Here is an 18,188-nt window from a genome sequence, read left to right on the forward strand (position 1 = left end):
AACGCTCTACAATCACATATACAATGGCTTTAGGTAAAAACTTAAAACTCAATAAGGACAAGTTGATTGGGAAGTCAGAAGCTGAGAAACCTGCGGCCCAGCCGGTAGAGGCTCCAGCACAAACAACCGTAGAAGAGACCCCTGTGGCAGCGCAGGCAGAGGAGCCAACTCCCGCCGCAGTAGATGCCAATGTTTCTGAAAACGGTATGAATGACGCTCCCCAAGCAGACTCAGGTGCAGGAGATGAAGAGGCAGAGAGGATTGATGAGATTCCTTTATTGGCAGTGCCGTTAGTGCAAGCGGACCAGGCCAGACGTAGCAATACGCCCAGGCTGCAGTACCAATTGCAAGACAATGATTACATCAATGAGCAGTTGAACCGCGTTCTCTACGCGCTAGACGCGTTTAAGAAAGGTGACGTTTCTGTAAGGTTAACCAAGCAGAACAATGACATCTTCTCTGAGATAGCCGAAGCCTACAACTCCATGGTGGAGATGATTGGTGGGGTAGGAGGCGAGGTATCCCGTATCTCCAAAGTTGCCGGGGTAGAAGGTAACCTGAAAGCCCGTGCCTCTGCTGAGAACGCCTCTGGTTTCTGGAAGGACATGATCAACAATATCAACGGCTTGGTGGACTCCATCGCCGTTCCGGTATTGGAGGTAGGCAAGGTATTGAAGAACATCTCTAGGGGTAACCTAGATGAGACATTCCAGATTCCTGTGTCTGGTGACTTCAAGGTCATGGCCGAAACCATCAACCGTACCATTGACAACCTAAACCTATTTGCCGGTGAGGTAACCCGTGTGGCCCTTGAAGTGGGTACTGAAGGTAGATTGGGTGGACAAGCCTCCGTGCCAAACGTTGCCGGAATCTGGAAAGAGCTGACTGACAATGTAAACGCGATGGCGTCTAACCTTACCTCTCAGGTACGGGACATTGCCAAGGTAACCACTGCGGTTGCACAGGGTAACCTAACCCAGAAAGTAACCGTGGACCTGAAAGGCGAAATGTTGCAGCTGAAGGAGAACATCAACCAAATGGTGGACTCACTCAACATCTTCGGGGATGAAGTAACCAGAGTGGCCCGTGAAGTAGGTACCGAGGGTAAACTAGGCGGTCAGGCCCGTGTACCAAATGTAGGCGGTACCTGGAAAGAACTAACAGACAACGTGAATACCATGGCTAGCAATTTGACTAGCCAGCTGCGTGATATAGCCAATGTTGCCACCGCTGTTGCAAAGGGTGACTTGAGCCAAAAGATTACCGTTAACGTGCGTGGTGAGATTGCTGACCTGAAAGACATCATCAACCAGATGGTGGATTCACTCAACATCTTTGCGGACGAGGTAACCCGTGTTGCTCGTGAAGTGGGTACCGAAGGTAAGCTGGGCGGACAAGCAAGCGTGCCAAACGTAGGTGGTACCTGGAAGGAGTTGACGGACAACGTGAACACCATGGCCGGTAACTTGACCCTGCAGGTACGTGACATTGCCAACGTAGCAACTGCGGTAGCAAAAGGTGACTTGAGCCAGAAAATCACCGTGAATGTACGTGGTGAGTTAGCTGAGCTGAAGGACAACCTGAACCAGATGGTGGACAGCCTTAACATCTTCGCCGATGAGGTAACCCGTGTGGCAAGAGAGGTAGGCACCGAGGGTATTCTAGGGGGTCAGGCCAACGTACCAAACGTAGCCGGTACTTGGAAAGCCCTAACTGACAATGTTAATTACATGGCGTCAAACTTGACGCTGCAAGTACGTGATATAGCCAATGTTGCCACCGCGGTAGCAAAAGGTGACCTAAGCCAGAAGATGACGGTTGATGTAAAAGGAGAAATCCTGGAGCTGAAGGACAACCTGAACCAAATGGTGGATTCACTCAACATCTTCGCGGATGAGGTAACCAGAGTGGCCCGCGAAGTGGGTACCGAGGGTATTTTGGGTGGACAAGCAAATGTTCCGAATGTGGGCGGTGTATGGAAAGACCTCACAGACAATGTGAATTCCATGGCCTCCAACCTAACGCTTCAGGTACGCGACATTGCGAATGTTGCAACGGCTGTGGCAAAGGGTGACCTGAGCCAGAAGATGACGGTGAATGTACAAGGTGAGATTCTTCAACTGAAGGATATCCTAAACCAAATGGTGGACTCCCTGAATACGTTTGCTGGTGAGGTAACCCGGGTGGCGCTTGAAGTAGGAACCGAAGGAATCTTAGGTGGCCAAGCCAACGTGCCAAACGTGGCCGGAACCTGGAAAGCGTTGACCGACAACGTAAACTCCATGGCATCCAACCTTACGCTGCAAGTACGCGACATCGCCAACGTGGCGACCGCCGTAGCCAAAGGGGATTTGAGCCAGAAGATGACGGTGAACGTGAAGGGCGAAATCCTGGAGCTGAAGAATATCCTGAACCAGATGGTAGACAGCCTTAACATCTTCGCGGGTGAGGTAACTCGTGTGGCGTTGGAGGTAGGTACCGAGGGTAAATTGGGTGGCCAGGCATCAGTTCCAAATGTGGGCGGTGTATGGAAAGACTTAACGGATAACGTGAACTACATGGCCTCTAACCTGACCCATCAGGTACGGGACATTGCCAACGTAGCAACCGCCGTAGCAAAAGGAGATTTGGGTCAGAAAATGACCGTTGAGGTAAGAGGCGAAATCCTTGAACTGAAGAACATCCTGAACCAAATGGTGGATTCACTTAACGTGTTTGCCGGGGAAGTAACCCGCGTGGCGTTGGAAGTGGGTACTGAAGGAAAATTAGGTGGACAAGCCAGTGTGCCAAATGTAGGTGGTGTTTGGAAAGATCTCACTGACAATGTAAACTACATGGCCTCTAACCTGACGTTGCAAGTGCGTGACATCGCCAACGTAGCGACCGCCGTAGCCAAAGGGGATTTGAGCCAGAAGATGACCGTGAACGTGAAGGGTGAGATTCTTGAACTCAAGAATATCCTGAACCAGATGGTGGACTCCCTAAACGTATTTGGTGATGAGGTAACCAGAGTAGCCCGCGAAGTGGGTACCGAGGGTAAACTGGGAGCGCAAGCTTCTGTGCCAAACGTAGGAGGAACCTGGAAAGAATTAACTGAGAACGTAAACTACATGGCAAGTCAGTTGACGAGCCAGGTACGTGATATTGCTAAGGTAGCAACCGCGGTTGCCCGTGGCGACTTGAGCCAGAAAGTGACGGTAGATGTGAAAGGCGAAATCCTAGAGCTAAAAGAAAACCTGAACCAGATGGTGGATAGCTTGAACATCTTCGCAGACGAGGTAACCCGTGTGGCAAGAGAAGTGGGTACCGAGGGTAAACTAGGCGGTCAGGCGAATGTTCCGAAGGTACGTGGTACCTGGAAAGAGCTGACGGATAACGTGAACACCATGGCCGCCAACTTAACTTCTCAGGTACGTGACATTGCAAAAGTTGCGATTGGCGTGGCAAAAGGCGATTTGAGCCAGAAGGTGACAGTAGATGTAAAAGGAGAACTCTTGGAGCTGAAAGAGAACATCAATAGAATGGTGGACTCTCTGAACATCTTCGCAGGTGAGGTAACCAGAGTGGCGCTTGAAGTAGGTACGGAAGGTAAACTAGGCGGACAAGCCAAAGTGCCGAACATTGGAGGGGTATGGAAAGACCTGACCGACAATGTGAATGTGATGGCCTCTAATCTGACCACGCAGGTACGCGGTATTGTGAAAGTAGTAACCGCAGTATCTAAAGGTGACCTTACTCAGAAACTGACTTTACAAGCCAAAGGCGAACTAGCAGACCTGGCAGACACCATCAACAGCATGGTGGAAGACTTGAACCGCTTAGCGGGTGAAGTTAGCCGGGTGGCCAGAGTAGCGGGTGTGGAAGGTAAACTGACAGAGCGTGCCACGGTAAGCGGTGTGTCTGGAAGCTGGAAAGAACTAGTAGATACACTTAATGACCTTTTAGAGTCCATCGTGACTCCGGTTCTGGAAGTGTCACGCGTAGTACGCGCCATCTCTGAAGGTGATTTAACACAGAAAGTAGAAATTCATACCGCCGGAGATATCCTGGCCATGTCCAATGCCTTGAACCTGGCGGTAGATAACTTGAATGCCCTATTAGGTGAAATCAATGAAAGCTCCTTGATTGTAGGAAGTTCTTCAGAAGATATGGCTGCTAAGGGTCTAGAGATGAACAGGGTAACGGTAGACGTTGCTCTCTCTATGCAACAAATGGCAGAGGGTGCGCAGAACCAAGCTTTGAAAACTGACCAAGCCTTTAAACTGATTGAAGAAATCATGAAGGCCACCAAAGAAACCGCCAACAAGGCAGACGTGGTGAACCGCTCAGCGGTAATGGGTGAGGAGACTTCCCAGCTAGGTCTGAAAACAGTGGCTGAGGTGGTGAAGAACATGGAAGAGATTTCATCTTCTGCGGCTCTTACCGCTAAAACCATTGAAGTATTGAGTACCCGTAGCCAAGAGATCTCTAAGTCTCTTGGGGTGATCACAGACATTGCGGCCCAAACCAACTTGTTGGCCTTGAACGCGGCCATTGAAGCGGCCAGAGCGGGCGAGGCAGGTAGAGGGTTCGCGGTAGTAGCCGAAGAGATTCGGAAACTGGCCGAGGGATCACGGAAGTCTGCAAGTGAGATTGCCATTCTGGTAGAAGACGTGAAGAAAGATACTTCTTCTGCGGCAGCGGCTATCGCGACCATGGAAGGCCGTGTATTGAAAGGAAAGAACGCTACGTTTGAAGCGTCTGGCGCCTTTAAAAACATTGCGACTTCCAGTGGTGAAACGCTCCGCTCTGCCCAGGACATCTTGGTGTCAACTGAGGTGCAGAAGTCATCCATTGGCGACGTTGTGAAGTACGTGGAAGAAGTAGTAGCCATTGCCGAACAAACGGCCTCTGGTACCCAGCAGGTAGCTAGTACGGCTAAGCAATTGTCTGCTTCCATGCAAGAACTGACCACGTCCAGCCAGCGTCTGAATGACATTGCAGATGACTTGCAGTTGGGTATTTCTGCCTTCAAGTTGATCAATGGTAACATAGTTTTCCCTAACCGTAACCAGCGCAAGTTGAGTCCGGTACCTACCAGAAAGCGTAGCTTTACGCCAGACAGCGAGGAAGAAGAAGAGTTATTAAGAAAAGCCACTAGAAAAGCAGGGAAAAATAGAGGACAAGAGTAATGGAGGTACAAAACGCCCGCGAGAAGAAGGACACCGTTGTTGAACCAATGGTCCACCTGATTGTCTTCAAGCTTGGTATAGAAGAGTTTGGAGTGCGTATTGAGCAGGTGAAAGAGGTAACCATTACCCCCGAAATCACCCGCATGCCCAAAACTCCTTCCTTCATTAAAGGAGTGGCCAATATTAGAGGGGATATCCTAGCCATTATGGATTTAGAGGAGCGCTTCCAGGTGGAGCGCTCCGCTTCCACAGATCGGCATACGTATACCCTTGTCATTGAAGCCAAAGATTATACCTTAGGATTTATTGTAAAGGAAGTACCTCAGTCTTTGACTTTGCCCGTATCAAGCATTGACAAAGCACCTTCTTTCATACAAGACATCAACATCAATGAGAACTTCATTGAGGGGATAGGCAAGATTGATAACCGCCTCATTATTGTGCTGGATATCTTTAAAATACTAACCTCAGATGAGATAATGGAACTGAGAGGTTAACCAATAAAACGCACGCTATGGAAATCACTGAGAAAAAGAGAATATTAATTGTAGACGATTCTTTCTACATGCGCACCATGCTGAAAAACATGTTGCTAGATGCTGGCTATGATGTAGTGGGCGAAGCCCCAGATGGAAAAACAGCCATAGAGATGGCGAAAGAAAAAATTCCAGATCTGGTGACACTGGATGTAATCCTGCCAGATAACACGGGCCTGGATGTATTAAAAGCCATCAAGCAGAACAACTCTGACATAAAGGTGATTATTGTAAGCGCCGTGGGCCAGGAGGTGATTGTCAATGAGGCCACAGAGTATGGCGCTTTAACTTATATAGTAAAGCCGTTCTCTGAGGACAAAGTATTGGAAGCCTTAAATCAAGCCTTCCAGGAATAGAGGACCCTTGCTTCATTTGTATCCATTTACGTGCTACACGCGCCCATAACAAAATTCAAGGTTTTAATAGGGGATACCTCTGTCCGGTCTAGACTGGTGCTCTCTGGCATGATCAATGCTGAGCCCCATCTGGAGGTGGTGGATACTGCCCAAACCAAAGATGAGTTATTGAGCAAAGCGTTTGACTTGCAACCAGATGTGATTGTAGCCACCCCGGGTTTAACGGTAAGCGGTAAGCTCCCTTTATTCACGCCGGTATATGGGCAGCAGTCGTCTTTGTTGGTTATGATTTCACAAAAGATGGAGTCTTTTCAAGAATCCATTCTTTTGGACGCAGACGGTGCATCCTTGCTTCAATCCACTAGTAGCCTGACTTCGGGTAAACTGCTGGGAGTTAAGTATGAATTAATGAATAAGTTGCGGGCCTTGGTCAAAGGATGTACCCAACCGGTTTCATTTAAACCCAAACACCAAGGGGTAGAAGTATTCAGACTAAATGATGCAGTTGATTCTGTTTCTGACACGAAACCACTCTGCGTAGTGGTGTTGGGGGCGTCAACGGGTGGTTCTACTGCACTTGAATATGTACTGAGAGACTTAGTAGTACAGCAACCTACGGTCATCTTGGTGGCCATTCATATGCCTGAGAAGTTTACCAAGCGGCTGGCCAAGCGGTTGCAGAAACTCACCAAATGGCAAGTAGAAGAAGGTAGAAAAGGCATGCAATTAGAGGCCAACACGGTCATTATTGCACCGGGAGGGCAGGATATGTTCATCCGTCGGAATGCCTTAAAACCTGAACTGTTAACGCTTGATTTAGTGCCTGCTACTTCTCCAGTTTTAGAGTCGCCGTCTGTAGACACCTTGATGCAATCTGCAGCTTATTGTGCCGGGGATCGTGTACTAGGTATTATTATGACGGGCATGGGGCAAGATGGTACCAAAGGAGCGCAAGAAATAAGAAACATGGGCGGTGTCATCATCGCTCAAAATGCAGAAACATCCTCCATTTTTGGCATGGCAAAATCAGCTATAGAGAATGGGGTGGTAAACGGAGTGGTGGCCTTAGGCCAGATCCATTCCATGATTAGCCGTTTTGCGGCAGAGAGACACCTGAGCCATGCGCTCCAAAGTGAGCTTAGTAGATGAAGGCGAGAGAGCAGGAATACAAGGAGATATTTATAGCCGAAGCGCTAGAGTATTATGATGCGCTCAGCAGGCACATAAGTGATCTTGAGAAAAACCCTCAGGATGACCAGGTGCTGGCCGAGATCTTCAGGTTACTCCATAACCTCAAGGCAAACGCCAAGGCCATCGGGTACCTGAATATTGCGGACGTTGCGCACAAACTAGAGACTGCTTTTGGGCTTATAAGGAACAAGGAGCTAACCTTCAGTGATGAGGTAGTTACCGTGCTGTTTGACGGCGTGGACATGTTGGGGGAGTTGATAGGCAACATTGACAATCCAGTCACCATTGAGCCAAGCCCGGCACTGCTCAGAAACCTAGACATTATTGCCAGTACTATTTCAGAGAATACCGGGGAGGAATTATCTAAGGTGCAGAAGTACTATACTTCTAAGAACCTTTCGCTTTCTGACCTTATCTATATCCAGATTAAAAAGCTGGATCACCTGCTCAATCTGGTAGGTGAGTTAATCATTGACCGGGACCGCATTCTTTCCATTAGCAAAGAATTGGACCATGATGATTTAAAAAGCGTTAGTTCCCATTTGTACCGCATTACCGAGGAACTTCAGTTTAGCGTCATGGATGCCCGCCTGGTAAACGTGGGATCTTTGTTTAACAAGTTTCCGCGCATAGTTCGGGATATTGCCGTAGCTGAGAAAAAGGAAATAAATCTGGAGATTGTAGGACAGGATATTCAGATTGACCGTAACATCCTTCAAATCATCACAGACTCTTTGTTGCACCTTATGCGCAATGCTATCTCACATGGCATTGAAAAGGCAGACGTGCGCAAAAAGCAGAAGAAATCGCCTCAAGGCAACATCATCCTTTCTGCCCAAAACGACCGCGACACGGTTATCTTACGGTTAATTGATGATGGAAAAGGAATTGACCAGACAGAGGTTAGAAAGGCCATTGTCAATAGAGGGTTTTTACCAGCAGACGCTGTAGAAGACTTGCGGGACACTGAAGTGCTTTCCTACTTGTTTGAGCCTGGTTTTTCCTTGGCAAAAGAAGTGACAGAATTCTCTGGCCGAGGCGTTGGATTAGATGTGGTGAAAAATGCCATTGATTCTATTGGAGGGCGCATCCGGGTAGATTCTCAAAAGGGGATAGGTACCACTTTTACCATGTACCTGCCTACTTCCATTGCCGTAAAAGGAGCCTTGTTGTGCCAAGTGGAAGAGAATTATTACGCTATTCCGCTTATGCATACAGACTCGGTGGTGTCATTACCATCTAGTGAATTACATGAAGTAGGAGACTTACTGGTAGCCGATATTCAAGGCGAAACCATTACAATTGTGTATCTGCGCGAGCTGTTCAATGTAGACCTTGACCAGTACAGTGGCCGTAAATCTAAACTATCAGGTGATGTGCAAAACATCATCATTGTGACTTATAATAACCGGAAGCTTGGTCTTATAGTAGACAGTCTATTGCGTCAGCAAGACATTGTGATTAAAGCATTAAGCAAACCCGTGAATACCATTGAAATTTATGCTGGCGTGACACTATTAGGCTCGGGCAAGGTTTGCCTGGTGCTGGATGTGGCCGCTATTACAAGATATTTTATTGCCCGAAGGTAAGATTGTTGGAGGGGTACAAAACATTAAAAGCCTGATTCATGGAGCTTCAAGTAAATGAACTAGAGCGGGATATCATCAAAGAAATCCTTAACATAGGGTTGGCCCGGGCCGCAGATTCGTTTGCAGCTATTGCAAAAGACCGCGTATTGCTCAAGGTGCCAGACCTGCAGTTAATGGAGGCCAATGAACTGATTGAGATCGTGCGCGCCTATGAAAAGTCGCACACCATCATTCAGTCAGACATCAAAGGTGACTTGAACGGCTCTACGTTGATGCTGTTCTCAGAACTGCACATTGAGCAGCTTTCTGCCGTTTGCCTAGGCATGACCGTTGATCCCAAAGATCCCTTGACAGAAATGCAGGAGTCGCTTCTGTTGGAGATAAGCAATATTATCACGGGCGCCTTGGTGACGCAGTTGGCCAATATCTTAAAGGCTAACATTTATGGCTCGCCGCCCGTGGCGCCTAAGAATGACATAGCAGAGTCTTTGAAGAGCATTTTCACGGAGCATCCTTTGTTTCAGCCTTTGGTATTCACGGTCATCACGCAGTTTACCAATAATACCCAAATGGTAGAATTGCCTTTGCTGCTGTTTTTTGACACCACCACCTTCATCAAAATACTGGAGATCATCCGTTCGTATAACTTCCTGGCCAAGTAATCTCCTTGAAAAATATAATCTTGAAAAGAGCCGCCTAGCGCGGCTCTTTTCATTGGTGCTTAGCCATTTCCGTTTTTTGCTCGTTTTATGGGAAATAGGCCAAAAACGGAGAAGCGGCTGGAGTCTTTCCAATGCAATATCTTTTTCGTTGTTTTGCGCATTAACAACATTAAAAACAAAGTAGTATGGCGATGGACGCGTTAGGAAGACACATATTGGTGGAGTTTTACAATTGCTCTCCAGAATTGATGAATGATGTGGTGCACATTGAGAACAGCATGGTAGAGGCCGCCGAAACGGCCGGGGCCACCGTCATCAACAGTACCTTCCACCATTTCTCTCCTTATGGCGTGTCTGGGGTTGTAGTTATCCAGGAAAGTCACTTGGCCATCCATACCTGGCCAGAGTACGGCTACGCGGCGGTGGACTTATTTACCTGCGGCGAGACCGTAGATCCTTGGGTATCCTATGACTTTCTGCAGAAAGCCTTCAAAGCCAGCCACGGTTCCTCTATGGAGTGCCGCAGAGGCCAGCAAAGCCTTTTGCAGCGCACCGATTTCACGGTAGAAGCCCGCGACTCTGGCCAGCAGATCGTTCCAATCCCTAAAATCACCCGTGACGTCTGGTTTACGGAGCGCGATGAGAACATCGCCCTTTCGTTAAAGCACACTGGCAACCAGCTCTATAAAAAACAGTCACCTTACCAAAAGGTTGAGGTGTTTGAAACCCTGGCATATGGCAACATGCTCACCCTGGATGGAATGGTGATGTGTACCCAGAAAGACGAGTACGTATACCACGAGATGATCACCCACGTGCCAGTAATGAGCCACGGTAATGTAAAGCGTGCTCTGGTGATTGGCGGCGGTGACGGCGGTACCGTGCGCGAACTGTTGCGCCATGACCAAATAAACGAGGTGGTGTTGGTAGAAATAGATGCTTTGGTGATTGAAGCCTGTAAAGAACACCTGCCAGAGACCGCCAGTGCCTTTGACCACCCTAAGTTAAAGCTGTTGGTAGCCGATGGCATCAAGTACATTCAAGAGTGCGCCAATGAGGCCTTTGACCTAATTATAGTAGACTCTGCAGATCCAGTAGGCCCGGGTGAAGGCTTGTTTACCGCTGAGTTCTACCAAGAGGTGTACCGTTGCCTGACGCCCAATGGAATCATGATCACGCAGAGCGAGTCGCCTCGTTTCAACACCAAGGTGTTCGTGGAGATTTATGATACGTACAGAGGCATCTTCGGGCAGGAGAACGTGCATTGCTATTTGGCGGCTATCCCAACCTACCCAACTGGTACCTGGAGCTTCTCTTTCAGTTCTAAAGGTGGTGTGCACCCTAAACAGGTGAACATGGAGCAAGCGGCGGCGTTCTCCAGAGAGCATAACCTGCGCTACTACAATGAAGACATCCACCAGGCCGCGTTTGCCCTGCCTAATTTTGTAAAAGACCTTTTAAAGAAATAACAAAGAACTGCTAGCTATATGAAGTTGACCTCCATGTGTGAATCTAAGCGCACCAAAATATCCGCATTTGATCCTAACGGGGTAGGCGAGATTGGGAGCGGTTTGTTTGGCCTGCCCTTCACCGAAGAAGAATCTGAAGTGGTCGTGTTTCCTATTCCCTGGGAAGTGACGGTGTCTTACAATGCGGGCACCGCCGAAGGGCCCGCCGCGGTTAGAGACGCCTCTCCACAACTAGATTTGTTTGACCCTGAGTTGCCGAACGTATGGCACCTGGGCGTGCACATGCCAGAGATCCCAGAAGAGTGGGCGCAGGAAAGCAGACGGTTGCGCGAGAAGACTGAAGAGTACATCCAGTGGTTAGAGAACGGTCAGCCTGCCGGCGACCATTCCCATGACCACACGGTGGCAGAAGTCAATCAGAAAGGTGATAAACTATTGCAATGGTCCAAGCAAGCCACGTTAGAATATTTGAATCAAGGAAAGCTGGTGGGTGTCTTAGGCGGTGACCATAGTACACCTCTTGGCTTTATGCATGCCTTAGCGGAGAAACACGAGGAGTACGGCATTTTGCAGGTAGATGCGCACGCAGATTTACGCAACGCCTATGAAGGGTTTACCTACTCGCATGCGTCCATCATGTTCAACGCTTTAAAATTGCCGCAGGTAAAGAAGCTGGTACAAGTAGGCATCAGAGATTTGTGCCAAGGAGAAGCCGAATTAGTAGAGCAAAGCAACGGCCGCGTGATTACCTTTTATGATAGCGCCCTCAAAACCAAGATGTACGAGGGCAGCAGCTGGAAGAAGCAGTGCAAAAAGATCATCGCGCAGCTTCCCCAGAAAGTATACATCAGCTTTGACATTGACGGCTTGGATCCAAAACTTTGCCCAGGAACGGGAACCCCGGTCCCCGGAGGATTTGAGTTTGAAGAAGCGGTTTATCTAATCAAAGCCTTGGTGAAATCTGGTCGACAGATCATCGGGTTTGACCTTTGTGAGGTAGCCCCCGGCGAGACGGAATGGAATGGAAACGTGGGTGCGCGTCTATTATACAAGTTGTGCAACTGGATGGCGGTTTCGCAAGGGAAACTGGAGGCCATAGGATAGTTCACTTCACCTAAAACATAGACCATGGGTTTTATCATTAAAATTATCCTGACAGGCATTGCTGCCTTCATCCTGGCACAGTTTATCCCGGGTATTATCATTGACGGCGTTGTCACGGCGCTTATCCTTGCTTTGGTGCTAGCCCTGCTGAATGCGGTGGTAAGGCCAATTCTGGTGTTCCTGACCATTCCCATCACCTTTATGACCTTAGGGCTGTTCCTGTTGGTCATTAACGTGATAATCCTGTACCTGGCAGATTACCTGATTGACGGCTTTGAGCTGCAGAGCATCTTAGGGGCTATCATTTTCAGTTTGGCCATGTCAGTGATCACCACCATCATAGACTTCGTGAGAAAATAAGTAGAGGAAACTCTGTAACAAAAAGCCCAGGGCAGTGCCCTGGGCTTTTTGCTTTTAATGCGGGAAGCTCACTTGAATAAGGTCCGTTTTTAGGGTATTTTTGTAGAAATAGCAGAAAAATGGACGTGAGGGAAGCGCAAGAAGTACTAAAGCTTTATTTCGGGTATGACAAGTTTAGGCCGGGGCAGGAGGAGATCATCTCCAACGTCTTAGCGAAGCGCGATACCATAGTGCTCATGCCTACCGGCGGCGGAAAATCGGTCTGCTACCAGGTACCCGGTTTGGTGATGCCTGGCCTGTGCGTGGTGGTGTCTCCGCTCATCGCCTTGATGAAAGACCAGGTGGAGGCGCTGTTGGGCAACGGGGTGAACGCGGGCTACCTCAACAGCTCCCAATCTTCCAAAGAGCAGCAGCTCATAGAACAGCAGTGCTTTGACGGTCGGCTTAAAATGCTGTATGTATCGCCTGAGAAACTACTCTCTGCCGGGTTCTTCTCTTTTTTAAAGCGCTTGCAGGTCAACTTGTTCGCCATTGACGAGGCACACTGTATCTCTGCCTGGGGCCATGATTTCAGGCCGGAGTACTTACAACTGAAGAACCTAAAGATCCAATTCCCTGAGGTACCAGTCATTGCCCTCACGGCCACCGCCGACAAACTCACGCAGCGGGACATCCAAACGCAGCTTTATTTACAGAACCCTACTGTATTCAGTTCTTCCTTTGACCGGCCCAACATTTACCTGCAAGTTCAGCCTGGTCAAAAACGCATAGAAGCCATCCTGGATTTTCTAGAAGACCGTCCTTTTCAGCCTGGCATCATTTACTGCCTCAGCCGGAAAGCCACTGAGTCGCTGGCCCAGAAACTGAAGGAAAAAGGCTACAACGCCGAATACTACCACGCCGGATTGTCTGCCAAGGACAGGGACAAGGTGCAGGAGCGCTTCTTGCAGGACAACCTGCAAATCATGTGCGCGACCATCGCCTTCGGGATGGGGATTGACAAGTCCAACGTACGCTGGGTGATCCACTACAACTTGCCCAAAAACTTGGAAAGCTATTACCAAGAGATTGGCCGAGCCGGGCGGGACGGAGCCGCCGCCGAAGCCTTGTTGTTCCATAGCCTGGCAGACGTCATGACCCTAAGGGACATCATCACCCAAGGAGATAACAGCAAGGAGCAGGCCTTGTCACTGGCTAAACTGGACCGCATGCAACAGTACGCAGAAAGCACCAGCTGCCGGCGTAAGACGTTGATGCACTACTTTGGAGAGGAGTATCCCAAAGACTGCGGCCACTGCGACGTCTGTGATCATCCGCCTACTTCTTTCAACGGCACAGAACTGGCGCAAAAGATTTTGTCTGCGGTAGCCCGCACCAAAGAAACCATTGCCTCTGCTCAGGTAGTGGATATTCTTAGGGGGTCCCGGAATCAGATGTCTTTGGCCAAAGGCTATGACAAGCTCAAGACCTTTGGTGTAGGCAAGGACCTGCCGCCTTTGGAATGGCAGCGTTACATCCACCAACTCATCAACCAAGGACTGTTAGAAGTAGCATATGATGAGCACGGAGCGCTTAAGTTAACCAAAGGAAGCCAGGACATTCTTTTCAATGGCAAGTCCGTGGAGTTGGTGAAGTTCCAGGCAGCCAGTCCTAAAGAGGAAAAGGAGAGAGCCACGAGGGGCAAAAACCGCAATCCCTTGGCTACGGCTTTGTTTGAGCACCTTCGGCAGCTGCGCAAAGACCTGGCGCAGGAAAGAGGCATTGCTCCTTACCTGGTGTTCAATGACAACACCTTACAGGAGATAGCCGAAGAGCGACCCACCAGCAAACCGGCCTTTCTATCTATATCAGGGGTGGCCCAGGCAAAATACGAGCAGTACGGCGAGATCTTCATCAACTCCATACTCACTTTTCTCTCACAGCAGTCTAAAGGAGAACAGGTTAAACTAAAGGGAGCCACTCATTTGCTGACCTACGAGGCTTTGCAGCAGGGAAAGTCCCCAGAAGAAATATCAGTGGAGCGGCAATTGCAACTAGTGACGGTGTACTCGCACATAGCCACCTTGTTCCAACAAGGATATGAAGTAGACTTAAAACCGTTTCTGTCTGAGAGTGAATACTCCATAGTTCATCAGGCTATTGTAGAGACGGGCTGCCGCTCTGCCATGAAGCCCATTTTTGAGCATTTGGACGGCCAAATAGACTATTTTAAAATACGCTTGGCGCTGGCCCGGTTTAACAAGGAGCAACCTGTATAATACTGTAGGCTAGTCGGGTATTTAGTAATCATCTAATCATTAAAATCGTTTTTGGTCTTATTTCCGAAAATCAGGCCAAAAACAATAGGTTATATTTATAGTATCCCATTTCAAAGAATGCAAAAGCCTGTAAAATCGCAGGATTGCCAAAGTGTAAAAGACTTTATAGAATACTAAAAACCATAAAAAAAGGCCCCGTGAATGCGAGGCCTTTTTTTATGGAATGTATTAGAAAGACTATTTCAAGATGATTGGATCTGGTTTGCCATCTGGGTCACCTGCTACCAAACCTTGGTTGTTGATGGCTGTTCCTTTAAGGGCTAGCAATCCTGCCAAGTGAGGGGCTGCGAAAGAAGTACCAGTGCTACCACCTAAATATCTTCCGGCTGTACCTGTAGAAGTGATGTTAGTACCTGGGGCACTGAAATCAACAGAAGCACCGAAGTTAGAAGATGGGTTGAATTTACCATAAGAGTCCATGTTAGACACAGTGTACACGTTTGGCGCATTCACACGGGCTGGAGAGTCAAGCATACAATCAACGGCGCTGTTACCCGCTGCAATGGCAATGAAGATACCGCGAGCGGCCGTTTTCTTAACCAAGTCATCAAGCAAGGTAGAACCGTTCACCCGTAGGCTCATGTTGACCACGTCTCCTGCTTTGCCATATTTGTAAACATGGTTCAAGGCAGAATAGATACGGGTAAGCGTTCCGTAACCAGTGTTGTCAAATACTCTAAGTGATACAAGAGAAGCGTTGGCAGCAACACCTACAACACCATATGTGTTGTTTTTGGCGCCAATGATGCCGGCTACCGTTGTACCGTGGCCGTAACCATCTTCAACAGACGTTACACCCGTAATAAAGGACAGGCTGCGGGCAATGTCCACGTTCAAGTCAGGGTGCTTGGTGTCAATACCTGAGTCAATAATCCAAACTGTTTTACCAGTACCATCACCGTACCCTACGCGGGCAACGCCCCAAGGAACAGTTTGAGTAGAAGTGGTAGTTGTTGTAGTAGTAGAGGTTGTTGCAAGTGGAGTAGAAGAGGTTTGATTAGAAGGTTTACCTAACATGACCGCTTGTTCAGGCTCAATGTAAGCTACATTTTCATCCTGTTTTAGCAAAGCAACTTCTTCTTTACTCAAAGAGCCAGAGAAGCCTTCAAAAGCACCATCTGATAAGTTTTGAATTCGCTCTGAAGCTGAACGGTGAGTACCTAGCACCCTTTCACGTACACCTTGAGCTTTCACGCCATTCTTTAGAACTACGATGAATTTTCCATCTATGGCATTGGAAGTGGCAGCAGGCGCTTGGGGGGCGGTAGCTGTTTCTTCTAAAACTTCATCTTTCTGACAGCCCGCCATGGTAAATACAGAGGCTAAGGCAAAGAAAGAGACTGCTTTCTTAAACGTTCCTGACTTCATACGCATTCAATTTTAAGTGTTAAAGAAAAAGCATCAAATTGAGGGAAAAATTTGAAACCCCATTTTGATATTGTCGTAACCAACTTCCTTTTGAAGTGGTTCAAATATAGAGATTAATTCTATAGTGGAGCGTAAAATAAAAATATAAGCTATTGATATATAATAACTTATATATAGTAAAATTTAGGTTAATAAAGGCTTTGATTAAACAATTCATAACGGCTAATTAGGCGTAATTGTTTTTATTTCAATAGTTTAATATGAATCAAGAAAGAAACAGATAAATAAGTTTGCCAAAAAGATTAGTTCTCTGCTAATAAAAACGTATTTTTACTAACAGATTACCTAATAGGCCACTAGCATGCTTAGCACTAACTTAAAATACCTGAGAAAAAGAGAGAATTTGACGCAAGTGCAGCTTGCCGAAAAATTGCAGATAAAGCGTTCCTTGATTGGGGCGTATGAAGAGGGAAGGGCTGAACCTAAGCTGGTTACGCTGGTAAAAATGGCACAGGTGTTTAACATGTCTGTAGATGAGCTTATTAATCCTGAGCTTCCTAACCTTTCTAAAAACACCAATGCTCACGCGTCTAACGTGCGGGTATTGTCTATTACCGTAGATGCCCAAGACCGCGAAAACATTGAGTTAGTGCCTTATAAAGCCAGTGCCGGTTATTTGAATGGCTACGCAGATCCAGAGTTTATGGAGGAGCTTCCTAAATTCAGGCTGCCCATGATCCAAGGGCCAGGCACCTATCGGGCATTTGAGATTAAAGGGGATTCCATGTTGCCAATTCCATCTGGAACGGTCATAGTGGGTCGCTATGTAGAACGGTGGCAAGATATAAAAGACGGCACGCCTTGTATTGTAGTTAGTCTGCAAGAAGGCATTGTCTTCAAACGCATCTACCAAAAGGCCAATGAGTCCGCGCTTCGGTTGCACTCAGACAATCCAACGTACCAACCGTATGAGGTGGCCTTGGCAGACGTAGTGGAACTATGGGAGGCGAAAGCCTACATCAGCACCTCTTTCCCAATGGCCGAGATTTCTCTAGACCGACTAACCTCCTTGGTATTGGATCTACAACAAGAAGTGCAAAAGCTGAAGACCGTCAACTAAGATTCTTACAATATTATTGCTAACTGCCGTTTTTGGCCTGATTTCAAGAGATCAGGCCAAAAACGGCAGTTTCTGTTTAGGCAAAAGGCAAAAGGAACTCCTTTTTGTCCTGTACGTATGGAGTGGGTATACACCAAACTCTACCAACATGATCAAAGTGATCTCTGCCGCAGATAGGCACCACGCCTCCCATGGATGGCTAAACTCCTATTTTCTATTCTCCTTCTCAGACTACTATGATACCAACAACATACAATGGGGCCCCTTGCGGGTGTTCAATGATGACTATATAAAAGGGAAGAGCGGCTTTCCGGAGCATTCCCACTCAGAGATGGAAATTGTCACCATTGTCTTGGAAGGTGAGATTGCGCACAAAGACAGCCTGGGCAATGAGACGGTGATTAGTGCGGGCCAGGTGCAGCGCATGTCGGCAGGCACAGGTATTTCGCATTCAGAGAAGAACGACAAAGACGAGGACGTGCATTTGTTCCAGCTATGGTTTCTGCCCAACAAGAAAGGGATTACCCCCAGCTATGAACAGAAGTCGGTTGATTTTCTGAAAGAGAAAAACCAGTTGATTCCATTGGTGACTGGACAGAAAGTGTTGGAAGATGTAGTATACATGAATTCAAATTCTACGGTGTTTTACGCTCACCTTGAAAAAGACAAGGAAATCAATTTTAAGACCTTCCAGATACGCAAAGGGTTGATCTATGTCATTACCGGCGAAATGTTTGTAAACGGCGTGCAGGTAGAAAAAAGCGACCAGGTGCGCTCCATGGACATTGATGCCCTTAGGATGAAAGCCTCAGCGGACTGCACCTTTATCTTGATTGATGTACCCGCAGTGGAAGCCAATTATTAATCCTTGGTTTATAGATTGAATAGAGAGAGCAGTCAGGTATATACCTTGTCTGCTTTTTTTATGCGAAATAAATCATAGA

At 47.7% G+C, this 18,188-nt stretch carries 13 protein-coding genes; 12 read left to right on the forward strand and 1 reads right to left on the reverse strand.

All coding sequences use genetic code 11. The annotated features are described in order from the left end of the window. Positions 1 to 23 precede the first annotated feature (23 nt). From TH61_RS17860 to recQ, 10 genes are all read left to right on the forward strand, one after another. Positions 24 to 5,171: a HAMP domain-containing protein gene (locus TH61_RS17860; RefSeq protein WP_231862231.1), complete on the forward strand. Its 5,148-nt coding sequence runs from the start codon at positions 24 to 26 to the stop codon at positions 5,169 to 5,171. Then, on the forward strand, positions 5,171 to 5,668 hold the full coding sequence (locus TH61_RS14115) for a chemotaxis protein CheW (RefSeq protein WP_066510679.1): 498 nt from the start codon (positions 5,171 to 5,173) through the stop codon (positions 5,666 to 5,668). Before TH61_RS17860 ends, TH61_RS14115 begins: the two co-directional genes overlap by 1 nt. Before the next feature lie 17 nt (positions 5,669 to 5,685). After that, the gene (locus TH61_RS14120; RefSeq protein WP_066510681.1) at positions 5,686 to 6,063 is read left to right on the forward strand and encodes a response regulator; all 378 of its coding nucleotides are present in this window, start codon (positions 5,686 to 5,688) and stop codon (positions 6,061 to 6,063) included. 108 nt (positions 6,064 to 6,171) lie between these two features. Then, entirely contained in the window at positions 6,172 to 7,212 is a 1,041-nt protein-coding gene (locus TH61_RS14125; RefSeq protein ID WP_066510686.1) for a CheB methylesterase domain-containing protein, read from the forward strand. After that, entirely contained in the window at positions 7,209 to 8,843 is a 1,635-nt protein-coding gene (locus TH61_RS14130) for a chemotaxis protein CheA (protein WP_066510688.1), read from the forward strand. Before TH61_RS14125 ends, TH61_RS14130 begins: the two co-directional genes overlap by 4 nt. Before the next feature lie 38 nt (positions 8,844 to 8,881). Further along, entirely contained in the window at positions 8,882 to 9,505 is a 624-nt protein-coding gene (locus TH61_RS14135) for a chemotaxis protein CheC (protein WP_066510690.1), read from the forward strand. A 191-nt stretch (positions 9,506 to 9,696) separates the two neighbouring features. After that, positions 9,697 to 10,974 (forward strand): polyamine aminopropyltransferase, encoded by a 1,278-nt coding sequence (gene speE / locus TH61_RS14140; RefSeq protein ID WP_066510693.1) that lies wholly within the window; start codon positions 9,697 to 9,699, stop codon positions 10,972 to 10,974. A gap of 18 nt (positions 10,975 to 10,992) precedes the next feature. After that, positions 10,993 to 12,078: an agmatinase family protein gene (locus TH61_RS14145; protein ID WP_231862232.1), complete on the forward strand. Its 1,086-nt coding sequence runs from the start codon at positions 10,993 to 10,995 to the stop codon at positions 12,076 to 12,078. Between the two features lie 24 nt (positions 12,079 to 12,102). Continuing rightward, positions 12,103 to 12,438: a phage holin family protein gene (locus TH61_RS14150; protein ID WP_066510698.1), complete on the forward strand. Its 336-nt coding sequence runs from the start codon at positions 12,103 to 12,105 to the stop codon at positions 12,436 to 12,438. Positions 12,439 to 12,557: 119 nt separating this feature from the next. Further along, the gene (recQ, locus tag TH61_RS14155) at positions 12,558 to 14,696 is read left to right on the forward strand and encodes a DNA helicase RecQ (protein WP_066510700.1); all 2,139 of its coding nucleotides are present in this window, start codon (positions 12,558 to 12,560) and stop codon (positions 14,694 to 14,696) included. Between the two features lie 237 nt (positions 14,697 to 14,933). Here recQ and TH61_RS14160 read toward each other — a convergent pair whose 3' ends face one another. Further along, positions 14,934 to 16,124 (reverse strand): S8 family serine peptidase, encoded by a 1,191-nt coding sequence (locus tag TH61_RS14160; protein WP_066510703.1) that lies wholly within the window; start codon positions 16,122 to 16,124, stop codon positions 14,934 to 14,936. Positions 16,125 to 16,485: 361 nt separating this feature from the next. Between TH61_RS14160 and TH61_RS14165 the strand changes: the two genes are divergently transcribed. Both TH61_RS14165 and TH61_RS14170 read left to right on the forward strand, forming a co-directional pair. Further along, a complete protein-coding gene (locus tag TH61_RS14165) occupies positions 16,486 to 17,244 on the forward strand; it encodes a LexA family transcriptional regulator (protein ID WP_066510704.1) in 759 nt (252 codons plus the stop codon). A 148-nt stretch (positions 17,245 to 17,392) separates the two neighbouring features. After that, a complete protein-coding gene (locus tag TH61_RS14170; RefSeq protein ID WP_066512892.1) occupies positions 17,393 to 18,109 on the forward strand; it encodes a pirin-like bicupin family protein in 717 nt (238 codons plus the stop codon). Positions 18,110 to 18,188: the final 79 nt, after the last annotated feature.

Origin of the sequence: Rufibacter sp. DG15C (genome assembly GCF_001577755.1) — a bacterium.
Lineage (GTDB): Bacteria > Bacteroidota > Bacteroidia > Cytophagales > Hymenobacteraceae > Nibribacter.